General features: G+C 71.1%; 13 protein-coding genes and 1 tRNA gene. 9 read left to right on the top strand and 5 right to left on the bottom strand.

The features are described from left to right. The first annotated feature begins 26 nt into the window (after nt 1-26). The 8 genes from ACIP67_RS16370 to ACIP67_RS16335 all read left to right on the top strand — a co-directional run bounded on the left by ACIP67_RS16370 (nt 27) and on the right by ACIP67_RS16335 (nt 9,387). Nucleotides 27-782: a YcnI family protein gene (locus ACIP67_RS16370; RefSeq protein ID WP_401692340.1), complete on the top strand. Its 756-nt coding sequence runs from the start codon at nt 27-29 to the stop codon at nt 780-782. A 150-nt stretch (nt 783-932) separates the two neighbouring features. Then, nucleotides 933-1,586 carry an SCO family protein gene (locus tag ACIP67_RS16365; protein ID WP_401692339.1) on the top strand — a complete coding sequence of 218 codons (654 nt, stop codon included), beginning with the start codon at nt 933-935 and terminating at the stop codon, nt 1,584-1,586. Beyond that, nucleotides 1,583-2,035 (top strand): copper chaperone PCu(A)C, encoded by a 453-nt coding sequence (locus ACIP67_RS16360; protein ID WP_401692338.1) that lies wholly within the window; start codon nt 1,583-1,585, stop codon nt 2,033-2,035. The genes ACIP67_RS16365 and ACIP67_RS16360 overlap by 4 nt, the downstream gene beginning before the upstream one ends. Before the next feature lie 109 nt (nt 2,036-2,144). Further along, nucleotides 2,145-4,259, top strand: a complete 2,115-nt coding sequence (locus ACIP67_RS16355; RefSeq protein ID WP_401692513.1) for a copper resistance CopC/CopD family protein — start codon at nt 2,145-2,147, stop codon at nt 4,257-4,259. Between the two features lie 8 nt (nt 4,260-4,267). Beyond that, nucleotides 4,268-5,611, top strand: coding sequence for an iron uptake transporter deferrochelatase/peroxidase subunit (gene efeB, locus ACIP67_RS16350; protein WP_401692337.1), 1,344 nt, complete (start codon nt 4,268-4,270; stop codon nt 5,609-5,611). A 150-nt stretch (nt 5,612-5,761) separates the two neighbouring features. Continuing rightward, nucleotides 5,762-6,694, top strand: coding sequence for a prephenate dehydratase (gene pheA, locus ACIP67_RS16345; RefSeq protein ID WP_401692336.1), 933 nt, complete (start codon nt 5,762-5,764; stop codon nt 6,692-6,694). Nucleotides 6,695-7,297: 603 nt separating this feature from the next. Next, entirely contained in the window at nt 7,298-8,575 is a 1,278-nt protein-coding gene (serS, locus tag ACIP67_RS16340; protein WP_401692335.1) for a serine--tRNA ligase, read from the top strand. Beyond that, nucleotides 8,572-9,387 (top strand): HAD family hydrolase, encoded by an 816-nt coding sequence (locus ACIP67_RS16335; RefSeq protein WP_401692334.1) that lies wholly within the window; start codon nt 8,572-8,574, stop codon nt 9,385-9,387. Before serS ends, ACIP67_RS16335 begins: the two co-directional genes overlap by 4 nt. A 243-nt stretch (nt 9,388-9,630) precedes the next feature. Here the strand turns inward: ACIP67_RS16335 and ACIP67_RS16330 are convergent. The 5 genes from ACIP67_RS16330 to ACIP67_RS16310 form a co-directional block, all read right to left on the bottom strand. Then, nucleotides 9,631-9,717: transfer RNA gene (locus ACIP67_RS16330), tRNA-Ser, on the bottom strand. A 403-nt stretch (nt 9,718-10,120) separates the two neighbouring features. Next, a complete protein-coding gene (locus ACIP67_RS16325) occupies nt 10,121-10,840 on the bottom strand; it encodes an ABC transporter permease subunit (protein ID WP_401692333.1) in 720 nt (239 codons plus the stop codon). Nucleotides 10,841-10,850: 10 nt separating this feature from the next. Further along, the gene (locus ACIP67_RS16320) at nt 10,851-11,762 is read right to left on the bottom strand and encodes an ABC transporter ATP-binding protein (RefSeq protein WP_389518939.1); all 912 of its coding nucleotides are present in this window, start codon (nt 11,760-11,762) and stop codon (nt 10,851-10,853) included. Beyond that, on the bottom strand, nt 11,759-12,670 hold the full coding sequence (locus tag ACIP67_RS16315) for an ABC transporter permease (protein ID WP_401692331.1): 912 nt from the start codon (nt 12,668-12,670) through the stop codon (nt 11,759-11,761). The genes ACIP67_RS16320 and ACIP67_RS16315 overlap by 4 nt, the downstream gene beginning before the upstream one ends. After that, nucleotides 12,660-13,685: an ABC transporter ATP-binding protein gene (locus ACIP67_RS16310; protein ID WP_401692512.1), complete on the bottom strand. Its 1,026-nt coding sequence runs from the start codon at nt 13,683-13,685 to the stop codon at nt 12,660-12,662. Before ACIP67_RS16310 ends, ACIP67_RS16315 begins: the two co-directional genes overlap by 11 nt. 320 nt (nt 13,686-14,005) lie before the next feature. Between ACIP67_RS16310 and ACIP67_RS16305 the strand changes: the two genes are divergently transcribed. Further along, complete coding sequence (locus ACIP67_RS16305) at nt 14,006-15,793, top strand: SDR family oxidoreductase (RefSeq protein ID WP_401692329.1); 1,788 nt, start codon at nt 14,006-14,008, stop codon at nt 15,791-15,793. Nucleotides 15,794-15,920: the final 127 nt, after the last annotated feature.

Below are 15,920 nucleotides of genomic sequence, written 5' to 3'. Positions count from 1 at the left end.
CACTCGGAGTGGAGTGCTTCGCCGTCATGAAGATCTCTCGTCTCGCCGCTGCCGCTGCCGTCGCCGGCTCCACCGTTCTGGTGCTCTCCGCGCCCGCGTTCGCGCACGTCAGCGTGCAGCCGGAGGGAACGGCCGCCAAGGGCGGGTACGCCCTCGTGAACTTCCGCGTCCCCAACGAGCGTGACAACGCCTCGACCACCAAGCTGGAGGTCACCTTCCCGACCGACACCCCGCTCGCCTCGGTGCTGCCGCAGGCGGTCCCCGGCTGGAAGATCGTCGTCACCAAGAGCACGCTGGCCAAGCCGCTGGAGCTGCACGGACAGCAGGTGACCGAAGCCGTCTCCAAGGTCACCTGGACCGCGGAGGACAAGGGCATCCAGCCCGGCTTCATCCAGCAGTTCCCGGTCTCCGTCGGCGCGCTGCCCGAGGACGCCGACGAGGTCGTCTTCAAGGCGATCCAGACGTACTCCAACAAGGAGGTCGTGCGCTGGATCGAGGTGCAGGAGGAGGGCGCCGAGGAGCCCGACACCCCGGCTCCCGTGCTCACCCTGTCCGACGCGGCCGACGACGACCACGCCCACGCCTCCGCCTCCGCCCCCGCTTCTGAGGAGGACGACGACGCCGAGGCCGCCGCCACCACGACCGAGGCCTCCGGCTCCTCCGGCGACACCGACACCACCGCCCGCGTCCTGGGCGTCGTCGGCATCGTCGTCGGCGCCGCCGGTGTGGCGTACGGCGTGCTCGCCGGCCGACGCCGGACCGGAACCGGCGACGCCTCCTGACGTCAGGCCGTCCGTAGGCCTCCGTAGGCCTCCGTAGGCCTCCGTAGGCCTCCGCAGGCCTCCGTAGGCCGTCCGTAGGCCGTCCGTGGTGCGCGCCGGGGACATGACCCCGGCGCGCACCGGAATCATTACATCTGGGACTTTTCATCCATGCGCAAGACGACGTTCGCCGCGGCCGCGCTGCTCGCCGCCGCCTCCCTCACCCTCTCCGCCTGCGGCAGCAGCGACGACAGCGGCTCCAGCCCCGTCGCCGCCGTCGCCGAGGACGGCTCGCAACAGGCCGCGACCGTGCTCGACCAGCCCTTCACCAAGCCGGACCTGGTGCTGACCGACACCCAGGGCAAGCAGTACGACCTCCGCAAGGAGACCGCCGGCCACCCGACGCTGCTGTACTTCGGCTACACCAACTGCCCGGACGTCTGCCCACTGACGATGAGCAACATCGCCGTGGCGAAGAAGCAGCTGTCCCAGGCCGAGCAGGACGAGCTGCGCGTCGTGTTCGTCACCACCGACCCGGACCGCGACACCTCCGCCGCGCTCGGCGCCTGGCTGAAGGGCATCGACCCGCAGGTGGTCGGACTGACCGGTGACTTCACCACCATCCAGACCGCCGCCCGCACCCTCGGCATCTCCATCGAGGCACCGCACAAGGACAAGAACGGCAAGACGGTGTCCACCCACGGCACCCAGGTCATCGCCTTCTCCCCCAAGACGGACGCCGGGTACCTCCTCTACGGCGAGGACGCCACCGTCGACGACTACACCGCGGACCTGCCCAAGATTCTCAAGGGGCAGAACCCGTGAGGCGGTTCACCGCCTGCGCCACCGCCGTCCTGGCCGGGAGCCTGGTCCTCGCGGGCTGCGGCTCCGACGCCTCGGCGGCCGACCTGTCCGTGAGCAGCGCCTACATGCCGCAGCCCGTCTCCGACTCCATGGCGGCCGGATTCCTTACGATCACCAACGAGGGCGGGACGAAGGACGAACTGACCTCCGTCAGCAGTGACATCGCCGGCAGCGTCACCGTCCACGAGACGGTCGACGGGGCGATGGAGGAGGCCGACTCCCTCGACGTGCCCGCGCACGGCCGGCTCGTGCTCGCCAGCGGCGGGAACCACCTGATGTTCGAGAAGCTGACGCGCAAGCCGAGCCAGGGCGAGAAGGTGATCGTGGAACTGCACTTCGCCGAGTCCGGAACCGTCGAGGTCGAGATGCCGGTGGAAGCCGCCACCTACACCCCGAAGACCGGGAACTGAGGGAAGGACCACCGTGAGCCAGACCATCGCCCCCGGTGCCCGGAGGCCGAACGGCACGCCCAGGACCCGCAGGCCGGGCACCGCCACGGCGGCCGGAGTGCGGACACTGGTGCTGCTGTTCCTCGCCGTCGCCGGCGCGCTCCTCGCCGGCGCCGGACCGGCGTCCGCGCACGCCGCGCTGACCGGCAGCGACCCCGCGCAGGGGGCGGTGGTCGACAAGGCACCCGCTCAGGTGTCGCTGACCTTCTCCGAACAGGTCGCGATGAACGGCGACTCCCTGCGCGTCCTCGACCCCAAGGGCACACGCGCCGACACCGGCGAGCCCACCCACGTCAGCGGCACCACCTACGCCGTGCCACTGCACTCGGGGCTGCCCGACGGCACGTACACGGTGACCTACCAGGTGGTGTCCGCCGACAGCCACCCCGTCGCCGGCGCCTACACGTTCTCCATCGGCTCCCCCTCGAAGACCAGCGTCTCGGTGTCCGCGCAGGAGGCCGGCGGCGGAGTCATCGGCGGGCTGTACGGGTTCGGACGGTACGTGTCCTACGCCGGCTACCTCGTCATGGTCGGCGGGGCCGCGTTCGTGCTGGCCTGCTGGCCGCGCGGCACGGGGGTGCGGGCCGTGCAGCGGCTCGTGGTCTCCGGCTGGCTCGCGCTCACCGCGGCCACCCTGTTCCTGCTGCTCCTGCGCGGCTCCTACACCGGCACCGGGAAGGTCGCCGACATCGTCGACCTCGACCTGCTCGGACAGGTCCTCCGGACGAAGACGGGCGCCGCGCTGGTCTCCCGGCTGCTGCTGCTCGCAGCGGCCGCGCTGTTCATCGCCGTGCTCTTCGGCGCGTACGACAAGCGGGAGGACGAGGAGAAGCGGGACCTGACCTTCGGGCTGGCCGTCGGCGGCTCGGTCGTGGCCGCCGGCCTCGCGGCGAGCTGGGCGATGGCGGAGCACGCCTCGACCGGACTGCAGCCCGGCATCGCGATGCCCGTGGACGTCCTGCACCTGCTGGCCGTCGCCGTCTGGCTGGGCGGGCTGAGCGCGCTCCTCGTGGCGCTGTACCGCTCGGACGCACCGGTCGAGGCGTCGGCCGTCCGCCGGTTCTCACAGGTCGCCTTCGCCTCCGTCCTCGCCCTGGTCGTGACCGGCGCCTACCAGTCGTGGCGCCAGCTCGGATCCTGGTCGGCCTTCGCCGACACCCGCTACGGGCAGCTCCTGCTCGTCAAGATCGGGCTGGTGGCGCTGCTGGTCGGCCTCGCCTGGATCTCACGGCGGTGGACGACGCGGATGACGGGGACGGCGCCCGTGGCCGCCTCCGGGAAGACGTCCGTCGCGGCGCGGTCCGTGGCGCGGGAACCCGCCTCCGCGAAGGTGTCCTCCGGCGAGGCGGCGACCGGTGCCACGACGGCGGGCACCACCGCGACGGGGAAGAGCACGGCCGCTGCCGGGAAGGCCGCAGCTGCCGGGAAGGCCGCCGGTGCGGAGAACGCCGCCGGTACCGGGGAAGCCGGTACGGGTAAGACCGGCGCCGGGAAGACCGGTGCCAGGGCCGGGAAGACCGGTGCCAGGGCCGGGAAGACCGGTGCCAGGGCCGGAAAGGCCGGTACCAGGGCCGGAAAGGCCGGTACCGGCGCCTGCGACAAGGACGACGAGCGGACCGCGCAGCTCGCCCGGCAGCGGGCCGCCGTGGAGGCCACGCGGCAGAAGCGGCAGCGCGACGCCGACCCGAACCGCTTCGGCCTGCGCCGCTCGGTGCTCGCCGAGGCGGGCGTCGCCGTCGTGCTGCTCGCCGTCACCACCGCGCTGACGTCCACCGAGCCCGGTCGTACCGAGCAGGAGGCCAGAGCGGCCACGGCGGCCTCGTCGTCCCCGGCGGCCGGCTCCGGCGCCCTGACCCTCGACATGTCCTTCGACACCGGCGCCACCGACGGCCAGGGCGTGGTCAGCGTGAACCTCGATCCCGCGCGGACCGGCGCCAACGTCATGCATGTCTACGTCACCCGCCCCAACGGCCGCGCCTTCGACGTCCCCGAGGTGAAGATCGCCCTCACGCTCGAGGCCAAGGACATCGGGCCGCTGCCCGTCGCGCCCGACCACATCACCACCGGCCACTGGTCGGCGGACGGAGTGCAGATCCCCGTGGCCGGCGAATGGAAGATCGCCGTGACCGTGCGGACCTCCGACATCGACCAGGTGACCGTCTCCAAGAACGCGCAGATCGGCTGAACCGCACCATGCCCGACCAGTCCACCAGAGCGGCCCGCACGCCCGACGCCGACGCCGGAACCAACCGCACGGCCAACTCCAAGACCGAGGGCGGGACGGCCCCCGAGGCAGTCCCCGTCGGGGCCTCCGCTCCTGGAAGCCTGTCCCGGCGCAAGCTGCTCGGCACCGCCGGTGCCACCGGGCTCGTGCTCGGTGCCGCCGGTGCGGGCGCCGGGTATGCCGCCGCGCCCGCCCAGGCGACCCCGCTGTCCTCGATCGGCTCCGAGCAGGCGATGTTCCACGTGAAACATCAGCCCGGCATCACCCAGGGCCTCCAGGCACGCGGACACCTGGTCGCCTTCGACCTCGCCGCCGGAGCGGGCCGCAAGGAAGCCGCCGCACTGCTGCGCCGCTGGTCCGAGACGGCTCGGCGCCTGATGGCAGGCGAGGAGGCACCGCACGACGACACCGGCGTGGCCCGGGACGCCGGTCCGTCCGGACTGACCGTCACCTTCGGCTTCGGCTACAGCTTCTTCACCCGCACCGGCCTGGAGAAGCAGCGCCCGGTCGCGCTGGACCCCCTGCCGGACTTCTCCGCCGACCAGCTCGACAAGTCCCGCAGCAACGGTGATCTGTGGGTGCAGATCGGCGCGAACGACGCCCTGGTGGCCTTCCACGCCCTGCGCGCGATCCAGAGGGAGGCGGGCAGCGCCGCCACCGTCCGCTGGCAGATGAACGGCTTCAACCGCACGCCGGGCGCCACCGCCCACCCCATGACCACTCGCAACCTCATGGGCCAGATGGACGGCACCCGCAATCCCCGCTCGACGGACGCCGACTTCGATGAGCGGATCTTCGTGCCGGCGTCCGGCTCGAACGACCCCGCCTGGATGGCCCACGGCTCCTACGTCGTCGTACGCCGCATCCGCATGCTCCTCGACGACTGGGAGAAGCTGTCGCTCAAGGCGCAGGAGCAGGTCATCGGGCGCCGCAAAGCCGACGGGGCGCCGCTGACCGGCGGCACCGAGACCACCGAGATGGACCTGGAGAAGACCGACGCCGACGGCGACCTGGTCGTGCCGCTCAACGCGCACGCCCGGATCACCCGGCCCGACCAGAACGGGGGCGCGGCCATGCTGCGGCGGCCGTTCTCGTACCACGACGGCATCGACGCGGACGGGGTGCCGGACGCGGGGCTCCTCTTCATCTGCTGGCAGGCGGACCCGTTGCGCGGCTTCGTCACGGTGCAGCGCAAGCTGGACCGCGGGGACGCCCTGTCGGCGTACATCCGCCACGAGGCGAGCGGTTTCTTCGCGGTGCCGGGCGGGGCGGCGCAGGGGGAGTACGTGGGGCAGCGGCTGCTGGAGGCCTGAGGGGGGAGGAAGGCGACCGCCGCCCGAGAGGCGTCCTGAGACCTGCCGAGATCCTTTCGTAGAGCTGTCGAGGTCACGCGGATTCACTCGGGGGAGCGGCAGACGTGAGATGCGTGGGTCCGGTTCCGCAAGGGCCATTAGGGTGAGGTCATGCCAGCGAGCTACGCGTACCTCGGCCCCGAGGGCACCTTCACGGAGGTCGCCCTGCGCACGCTGCCCGAAACGGCGACCCGGCAGCTGGTCCCGTACGTCTCCGTACAGTCCGCACTGGACGCGGTGCGCACGGGAGAGGCCGAGGCCGCGTTCGTGCCGATCGAGAACTCCGTCGAGGGCGGGATCACCACCACCCTCGACGAGCTGGTCGCCGGCACGCCGCTGATGATCTACCGCGAGGTGCTGCTGTCGATCACCTTCGCGCTGCTGGTCCGGCCCGGCACCGAGCTGTCGGACATCAAGACGGTCACCGCGCACCCGGCCGCGCAGCCGCAGGTGCGCAACTGGCTGAAGGCGAACCTCCCGGACGTGGTGTGGGAGTCGGCCGCCTCGAACGCCGACGGCGCCCGTCTGGTGCGGGAGGGCCGCTACGACGCGGCCTTCGCGGGCGAGTTCGCGGCGGCCCGGTACGGCCTGGAGGCCCTGGAGACCGAGATCCACGACGCGGAGAACGCGCAGACGCGGTTCGTGCTGGTGGGCCGTCCGGCCCGGCCCGCGGCACCGACGGGGGCCGACAAGACGTCCGTCGTGCTGTGGCAGCGCGACGACCACCCCGGCACGCTGCGGGACCTGCTGGGCGAGTTCGCCACCCGTGGCATCAACCTGATGGTGCTGCAGTCCCGCCCGACCGGCGCGGGCATCGGCAACTACTGCTTCTGCATCGACGCCGCCGGCCACATCACCGACCGGCGGATGGCCGAGGCGCTCATGAGCCTGAAGCGGATCTGCCGTGATGTGCGCTTCCTCGGCTCGTACCCGCGCGCGAACGTCACCGCGGCCGATGTGGGGGCTCCACTGCCCGGCACCTCGGACGAGGAGTTCGTGGCGGCGGCGGACTGGGTCGCGCGCTGCCAGGACGGCCGTTTCTGACCCACGGGCCACGCGCCCCTTCGGGCCCCGCGCCTGCTTTGGGGCCCCGCCCCCCACCGCCCCCACCGCCCTCGGGCCGGTCCGACCGGCATATCTTCGTTGTCCACAGAAGTTATCCACAGGGCGGCTTCTCGACCTGGGGACAAGTCGACAACGAAGTGCCATTCGGTCGACAAATCACCCTTCTGGCCACAAGGGCGGTCCCGACCCTACAGATCACCCTTCGCCCCTCCGTTTCCTTCGATCGACCCTTTGGGGCGAGTCATTTCCACCCGAAAGGGGGTGCGGGAACGGTTTGACCAAGGAATTGCGCGGTCCACGAACCACCTCAGGAATGATCAATTCCGATGTCCACAGATTTTCCTCACAGCCTGTGGATAACTCTCCTCGGGTGTGGATACCTGTGGACAACGGACTCCCAAGTCCCGTTCTCCGCAAGGCGATCGGGTCAACCCGGTGCCGGACGCCCGCCCCGCTCCAGGGAACGCAGCACTCCGATCGACCGGCGCAAGCACATCAGGCAATCGACCCATATCGCTCTGTAAGCCGTGTGCCGCAATAGTGAGTCGTGAGCCGTCACTCCTCACCGGTAGCCTTGAGCACGTGATTGACCTTCGCCTGCTCCGTGAGGACCCCGACCGTGTGCGCGCGTCCCAGCGCGCCCGTGGAGAGGACGTCGCGCTCGTCGACGCTCTCCTGTCTGCCGACGAACGGCGCAGGTCGTCCGGCGTCCGCTTCGACGAGCTGCGCGCCGAACAGAAGCAGCTCGGCAAGCTCATCCCCAAGGCCTCCGCGGACGAGAAGGCCGAGCTGCTCAAGCGCGCCGAGCAGCTCAAGTCCGACGTCAAGGCGGCCGACGCCGAACGCGACGCGGCCGACCAGGAGACCCAGGAACTGCTCCTGCGGCTCGGCAACCTCGTCCACCCCGACGTGCCCGTCGGCGGCGAGGAGGACTTCGTCACCCTGGAGACGCACGGCGAGATCCGCGACTTCGCCACCGAGGGCTTCGAGCCCAAGGACCACCTGGAACTCGGCCAGCTCCTCGGCGCGATCGACGTCGAACGCGGCGCCAAGGTCTCCGGCTCCCGCTTCTACTTCCTCACCGGCGTCGGCGCCCTGCTGGAGCTCGCGCTGGTGAACGCGGCGATCGCCCAGGCGACGGCCGCCGGCTTCACCCCCATGCTCACTCCGGCGCTGGTGCGCCCCCAGTCCATGGCGGGCACCGGCTTCCTCGGCCAGGCGGCCCAGGACGTCTACCACCTCGACAAGGACGACCTCTACCTCGTCGGCACCTCCGAGGTCCCCCTCGCCGCGTACCACATGGACGAGATCATCGAGGCCGAGCGCCTGCCGCTGCGCTACGCGGGCTTCTCCCCCTGCTTCCGCCGCGAGGCCGGCTCGCACGGCAAGGACACCCGGGGCATCTTCCGCGTGCACCAGTTCGACAAGGTCGAGATGTTCACGTACGTCACCCCGGAGGACTCCCAGGCCGAGCACCAGCGCCTGCTGGAGTGGGAGAAGCAGTGGCTGACCTCGCTGGAGCTGCCGTTCCGCGTGATCGACGTCGCCACCGGTGACCTGGGCTCCTCGGCCGCCCGCAAGTTCGACTGCGAGGCGTGGATCCCGACCCAGGGCAAGTACCGCGAGCTGACCTCGACGTCGGACTGCACCGAGTTCCAGTCCCGCCGCCTGCAGATCCGGGTCCGCGAGGGCAAGCAGATCCGCCCCCTGGCCACGCTCAACGGCACGCTGTGCGCCGTTCCGCGCACGATCGTGGCGATCCTGGAGAACCACCAGCAGGCCGACGGCTCCGTGCGCGTGCCCGAGGTGCTGCGCCCGTACCTCGGCGGCCGAGAGGTGCTGGAGCCGGTGGCCAGGTGAGCGAGGCCACCGCACCGGGCTTCCCCTACCGACTGATCGCGACCGACCTCGACGGGACGCTGCTGCGCTCCGACGAGTCGATCTCACGGCGCACCCGTGACGCCCTCGCCGCGGCCACCGCGGCGGGGGCCGCCCACATCGTCGTGACCGGCCGCGCCGCCCCCTGGACGCGGCACATCCTCGACAGCCTCGGCTACGACGGCCTCGCGGTCTGCGCCCAGGGCGCCCAGGTCTACGACGCCGGCGCACACCGCCTGCTGACGTCGGTGACCCTGGACCGGCAGCTGGCCGGGGTGGCCCTCGCCAAGATCGAGGCGGAGGTCGGTCCGCTGTACCTGGCGGCAAGCCGCGACGGGCTGGACGGGGAGGTGCTCGTCGGCCCCGGCTACGCGGTCACCGGCAATCTCCCGGCGACACCGTTCACCGACGCGTCGGACCTGTGGTCCGCGCCGCTCAACAAGATCTACATACAGCACCCCCGGCTCTCCGACGACGAGCTGGCGGAGGCGGCCCGGCAGGCAGCGGGCGGATTCGTCGACGTGGCGATGGCCGGCGCGGGCATCGTGGAGCTGCTCCCCCTCGGCCTGTCCAAGGCCACCGGTCTCTCCGTGGCCGCGCGACGCCTGGGCCTGAAGGCCGCCGACACCATCGCCTTCGGCGACATGCCCAACGACATCCCGATGTTCGCCTGGGCCGCACGGGGCGTGGCCATGGCCAACGCCCACCCGCAACTCACCGCGGTGGCCGACGAGGTGACGTCCTCCAACGAGGAGGACGGAATCGCACTCGTGATCGAAAGACTGCTGGGCTGACGGCCCACGGGACCACCGATCGCCGCAAGCGATAGGGGTCACACGCCAACCCCGCCCCCCGATCGCCACAGGCGATCAGGAGCACAGACCAACCGCCCCCTTGATCGCCACAGGCGATCAGGGGCGCGGGGAACTGCGCGACCAGCCACGACGCTCCCGCACCCGGACAACTCCCGCCCCTCCGCCGCCTTCTCTCGGTAGCGCCGACCGACACCCCGGCCCAGTCCCAGTGACAACGTCTCGCGGAGGATGCACGAATCGAACGTGCGCGGGCCTTCCGACCCGACCACGGCTTAGCAAGCCGGTGCCTTACCACTCGGCCAATCCTCCGGGTGGGCGGCCTCACGCGAGAGCGACATCGCGTGCTCGAAGCGGCCGCCCCGGGCAGTCCCCCGTGTGGGGCGGACTCGACGGAGGGGTAACTACTCCGGAGCCCGCTGGGGGCTGCCCTGCAGGAAGCGGAACGGACTGCCATGCAGGGACATCGTCCCGCTCCTCTCCCCGTACGTGACGCCGGTTCCGTCCCGGCGTCTGCGGACACGACCACTGTGCCGTCCGGGCACACCGCGCGCCACTGAATAAAACGGCTGTGCGAGTCGAACGGCCGGGAGAGCGACCGGCTCAGCCAGCGGAGCGGCTGAGCGAGAGAGGCGAGAAGAGCGAGAGAACCCCGTGCGAGAAGCACGGGCCGCGAGCGGCGCCGCACGGTGTCCGTCGGCGCCGCCCCCGTCGTTCACTCCTCGCCCGCCAGCGTCAGCGCCCGCAGCTTCTGGCCCGCGTACCAGGTGGCCAGCACGGTCACCGTGACCAGCAGGACCGTCGCCGTCGTCAGGCCGACGTCGGAGACGATCAGGTCCCCGCCGGCGACCTTGTCGGCGACCGCCAGCGACCACTGCTGGACGCTGAGCGTGCGCGCGCCCGGCACCAGGGACCCGAACAGGGCCTCCCAGACGAGGGCGTAGACGAGGCCGAAGACCACCGCGTGCCGGGACACCGTGCCCAGCAGCAGGAACAGCGCGGCGTAGGCGATGGAGGAGACCAGCGCGGCCACCGTGTAGGCGACGGCGATCTGCTGGCCGTTGCCGTTGAGGACGAAGCCCGCGATCAGCGTCGGCAGCGCCGAGAAGACCATCGTCACCGCGATCGCCACGATCAGCTTGGTGAAGATGATCGTGGGCCGCTTCAGCGGCTTGGACAGCAGGTACACCACGGAGCCGTCGTCGATCTCCGGGCCGATCGCGCCGGTGCCCGCGATCACGCCGATGATCGGCACCATGGTGGCGAGCGCGAGCCCGCCGAGCAGGTCGGACGCCGTCTGGTCGTCGGCTCCGGCGAGAGCGCGCACGACCACGGAGACCGCGATCAGCAGCAGCGGCAGCGCACCGAGGATGAGGGCCCGGCGACGGCCGAGCAGGGCCCGGTAGGTGAGGCGGGCGACGGTGGGGTCGTACATCTTCGGCCTCCTACGCCGCGACCAGATACGAGAAGACGGACTCGAGGGACTCGTCGGACGGCGAGACCGTGAGCAGGCGGATGCCGTGGTCGCGCGCCACCTTCGGCAGCAGGGCCGTGAAGCGGCCGAAGTCGACGGCCTGGATGCGCAACGCGCCCTCGGCGAGGTCGACCTCGATGCCGGACGTCGACGGGTCGGCGATCAGCGCGGCCGCGAGGGCGCGGTCGTCGCTGGAGCGCACCAGGTACCGGTGCGGGCGGTCGGTCATCAGGCGGCGGATCCTGCGGAAGTCACCGCTGGCCGCATGGCGTCCGGCAACGACGACCTCGATGTGCCGGGCCAACTGCTCGACCTCTTCGAGGATGTGCGAGGAGAACAGCACCGTGCGGCCCTCGTCACCCATGCGCCGCAGCAGGTCCATGAGGTGCATGCGCTGGCGCGGGTCCATGCCGTTGAAAGGCTCGTCCAGCAGCAGCAGCGACGGGTCGTGGACGAGGGCGCTCGCCATCTTCACGCGCTGGCGCATGCCCTTGGAATACGTCTGGATCTTCCGGTCCTGGGCGTACTCCATCTCGACGGTGGCCAGCGCCTTCCGGGCCGCCTTGTCGCCCAGGCCGTGCAGCTCGGCGTTGGCGACCACGAACTCGCGGCCGGTGAGGAAGTCGTACATCGCCTCGCGTTCGGGGACGATGCCGATGTGCCGGTAGATCTGCTCGTTGCGCCACACCTGCTGTCCGTCGAGGGTGACGGTGCCGGTGGAGGGGGCGAGGAAGCCGCCCATCATGTTGATGAGGGTGGACTTGCCGGCGCCGTTCGGGCCGAGCAGGCCGGTGACGCCCGGGCCGATGGTCATGGTGATGTCGTTGACGGCGACCACGTTGCCGAACCAGCGGGAGACGTGGTCGAGGGAGAGCGTGGTCACAGTCCCACCTTCCGGTAGCGGCGCAGCAGCAGGCCGTAGCAGGCGGCGATCAGGCCGAGGGTGACGAGGACGTAGACCACGCCCTCGCCGTGCGAGGGGCCGATCCCGCCGGGGAACGCCGAGGTCGCGCCGAGGAAGGCGGACTGCACCCCGTCGATGAGCGTGATCGGCGAGAACAGGCCGATCCAGGCGATGGCGCCGGTGCTGCCCTGGACGTCGGCGATGGCCTGGAGCGTGGAGACCGCGCCGTAGGAGATGGTCAGGACGGCGATGACAGCCGCGATGCCGAAGCCGCGGCGGGGGGTGGCGGCGGCGATGACCAGGCCGATACCGGCGAGGAGCAGGGAGAGCAGGGCCACGGAGACCAGTCCCTGGGCGAATCCCTTGCTCTGGTCGGCGAAGTCCAGCTTGGCCAGCAGGGCGCCCACGTAGAGCACCAGCAGCGGTGCGGCGGTGAGGACGAACAGCGCCGAGGCGAGCGCGGCGAACTTGGCGCGCACGTAGTCGGCGGTCTCGATCGGACGGGAGAAGTACAGCGGCACGGTCTTGAAGCGCAGGTCGCGGGAGACGGACTGGGGTGCCTGGGAGGCGACGTACAGGCTGATCACGGCCTGCATGACGATCGCGTACCGGGTGTAGTCCAGGGGGAGTTCCTTGGACTTCGTGGCGACCGCGACGGCGACCATGATGGCCGCGGGCACGCACATCACCACGAACAGCAGCATGGGCAGCACCTTGGACTTCACCGAGCGGCCGAGGCCGTAGGCGCCCCGCAGGGACTGCGAGTAGAGAGAGCGGCGGGCGTAGGCGCGGCCCAGGCGCGGGCCGTCGTACCCGCGGTAGCCGATGTCGTGGATGCGGCTCTGGTCACCTGACGGGGAGGTGACGGGGTGCTGTTCAACCGCCATGGCCGACGGCCTCCTTCCGCTGCTCGTCGCTGTCCTTGCCGCTGCCCTTGTCGCTGCCCTTGCCGCTCTCCTTTTCGCCGCCCTTTTCGCTGTCCTTGAAGACTTCTGCGATGTGGTGCCGGCGCTGTTCCATGCGCACCAGGCCGAGGCCGAGGTCGGCGACCACGTCCCGCACCAGGTCGTACGTCTCCTCACCCCGTGCGGTCAGCAGCAGGATGTGGCCCGAGCCCGGCAGGCCGCTGTGGCCGTCGAGGACGTCGGCCCCCCGCGCGCGGAGCGCCTCGCGCACCGCGCGGGTGCCGTCGGGGTGCTCGTCGGTGTCGGTGACCTCGATCGCGAGGGTGGTCGTGGTCTGGGTGAAGTCGGTGGTGGAGCTGGAACGCAGGAGCTTGCCGCCGTCGATGACCACGACGTGGTCGCAGGTGCGCTCCAGCTCGCCCAGCAGGTGCGAGGTGACCAGGACCGAGATGCCGAAGTCGGTGTGGATACGGCGGATCAGGCCGAGCATGTCGTCGCGGCCGACCGGGTCGAGGCCGTTGGTCGGCTCGTCGAGGAAGACCAGCTGCGGGTCGTGGACGAGGGCCTGCGCGAGCTTGACGCGCTGCTTCATGCCGGTCGAGTAGCCGCCGATGGGGCGGTAGCGCTCCTCGTACAGGCCGACGTGGCGCAGGGTGTCCGCGGTGCGCTCGCGTGCGGCTGTCGGCGGCAGGCCCGACATGCGTGCCATGTGCACGACGAACTCGGTGGCCGAGACGTCGGGTGGCAGGCAATCGTGCTCCGGCATGTAGCCGACGCGTTCACGGATGGCGGCGCCCTCGGTGGCGACGTCGAGGCCGAGCACCGCGGCGCGGCCCTCCGTGGCGGGCGAGAGACCCAGAAGGATCTTGATGAGCGTGGACTTGCCGGCTCCGTTGGCGCCGACGAGTCCGGTCACACCGGGTCCGACGTCCACGGACAGCCGGTCGAGCGCGGTCACCCGGGGGAACCGCTTGCTCAGGCTTTCGGTCGCGATCACAGTCACACCGTCGAAGGTAGTGACGTACGCCACGCGAAGCGTCAGACCTCAGAGCCGTTCTCGCGTCCGACCTCAGACGTACGGGTCCGTAGGGGAACCCCTGCCTGAGAGTGAGGGGTCGTGATCGACTGCTCGACGTCCACGCTATTGACGCTTCCTCTAACAAGTGCCAGATTCGGCGGGGTCACGTCACGGACACGTAGCGCGGCGGGCCGCGCGTGGCGAGCGGCGCGGGCGGCCGGGTCGCGCCGACGCCGGCGCCGGTCGCCGCCTGCCCGGGACGTGACGGAGGTCCCGGGCGAGGGAGAGGTGGAGGCGGAGTGACGCTGCCGCAGGGTGTGCGCGAGCGCCGGGTACCGACCGGCGGGATCGAGTTGTGCGTGGCCGAACTCGGCGACCCCGGGCGGCCGGTGGTCGTCCTGGTGCACGGCTATCCGGACAGCAAGGAGGTGTGGTCGCAGGTCGCGTCCCGGCTGGCCGACCGCTTCCACGTGGTCCTCTACGACGTCCGCGGCCACGGCCGTTCCACCGCGCCCGCGCCGCTGCGGGGCGGTTTCACCCTGGAGAAGCTGACCGACGACTTCCTGGCGGTCGTCGACGCGGTCAGCCCCGGCCGGCCGGTCCACCTGGTGGGCCACGACTGGGGTTCCGTCCAGGGCTGGGAGTTCGTCACGGTCAAGCGGACCCGGGGCAGGATCGCCTCCTTCACGTCGATGTCCGGCCCGTCCCTGGACCACTTCGGCCACTGGATCGAACGGCGCCTGCGCCGGCCCACTCCGCGCCGGGTCGGCCAACTCCTCGGCCAGGGCGCCAAGTCCTGGTACGTGTACCTGCTGCACACGCCCGCCCTGCCCGAACTCGCCTGGCGCGGCCCCCTCGGCAGCCTCTGGCCGGGTGTCCTGCGACGGCTGGAGAAGGTTCCGGCCGGCGACTACCCGACGTCCTCGCTGCCCGACGACGCCGCCCACGGCGCCTGGTTGTACCGCGACAACGTACGGCCCCGGATGCGCCGTCCTCGGCCCGACGCGCATGCGCACGCGCCCGTGCAGCTCATCACGCCCCTGGACGACGCGTACCTGTCGGAGCGACTGTACGACGAACTGGAGCAGTGGGTACCCCGGTTGACGCGGCGGACGCTGGCGGCGCGGCACTGGGTCCCGCGCACCCGGCCGGACCAGGTCTCGGCCTGGATCACCGAGTTCGTGACCTCGGTGGAGGCGGAGAGCGGCATCGGTCACGGCGCCGCGGACCCGGAGACGGCACGGCGGGCCCGCGGCCCGTTCGCCGAACGCTTCGGCGGGCAGCTCGTGTTGGTCACCGGTGCGGGCAGCGGCATCGGGCGGGCCACGGCCCTGGCGTTCGCCGAGGCCGGCGCGCGTGTGATCGCTGTGGACCTGGACGCGGACGGGGCGGCCCGCACCGCCGCGGCGTCCCGTCTGGCCGGCGCACCGGAGGCGTGGGCCAAGCAGGCCGACGTGGCCGACGAGCGTGCGATGGAGAAGTTGTCCGCCGAAGTCCTCTCCGATCACGGCGTGTTGGACGTGCTGGTGAACAACGCGGGGATCGGGCTGTCGGGCTCCTTCTTCGACACCACGCCCGAGGACTGGCGCAAGCTCCTGGACGTCAACCTCTGGGGCGTCATCCACGGCTGTCGTCTCTTCGGCCGGCAGATGACCGAACGCGGCCAGGGAGGCCACATCGTCAACATCGCGTCGGCCGCCGCCTTTCAGCCTTCCCGGGTGCTGCCCGCCTACAGCACGTCCAAGGCCGCCGTCCTGATGCTGAGCGAGTGCCTCCGCGCCGAACTGGCCGGGCAGGACATCGGTGTCACCGCGGTCTGCCCCGGCCTGGTCAACACCGGCATCACGTCCACGGCGCGGTTCGTCGGTGTCGACGCCGAGGAGGAGGCGCGTCGGCAGAAGTGGTCCCGGCGCGTGTACGGACTGCGCAACTACCCGCCGGAGAAGGTCGCCCGGGCGATCCTGCGCGCGGTGCTGAGCGACGACGCGGTGGTCGCGGTGACTCCCGAGGCTCGCGGTGTACACGCGTTGTCGCGTGTCGCGCCGGGGGTGTTGAGGCGTCTGGCGCGAATCCGGCCACTGGGATGAGGGGTACGGGGATGGTCCGTCAACTCTGCTGACAGCGGCTCGACGTGCTTGAACAGGACGCTGAGGCAGGTCAGTTGTCCACAGAGACGCCAATTCCCCTGTGGATAACGCGGGTTGCCTGTGGACC

It is taken from the genome of Streptomyces sp. NPDC088812, assembly GCF_044750285.1.
Taxonomy (GTDB): domain Bacteria; phylum Actinomycetota; class Actinomycetes; order Streptomycetales; family Streptomycetaceae; genus Streptomyces.
This window is presented reverse-complemented; position numbering and strand designations above follow the sequence as displayed.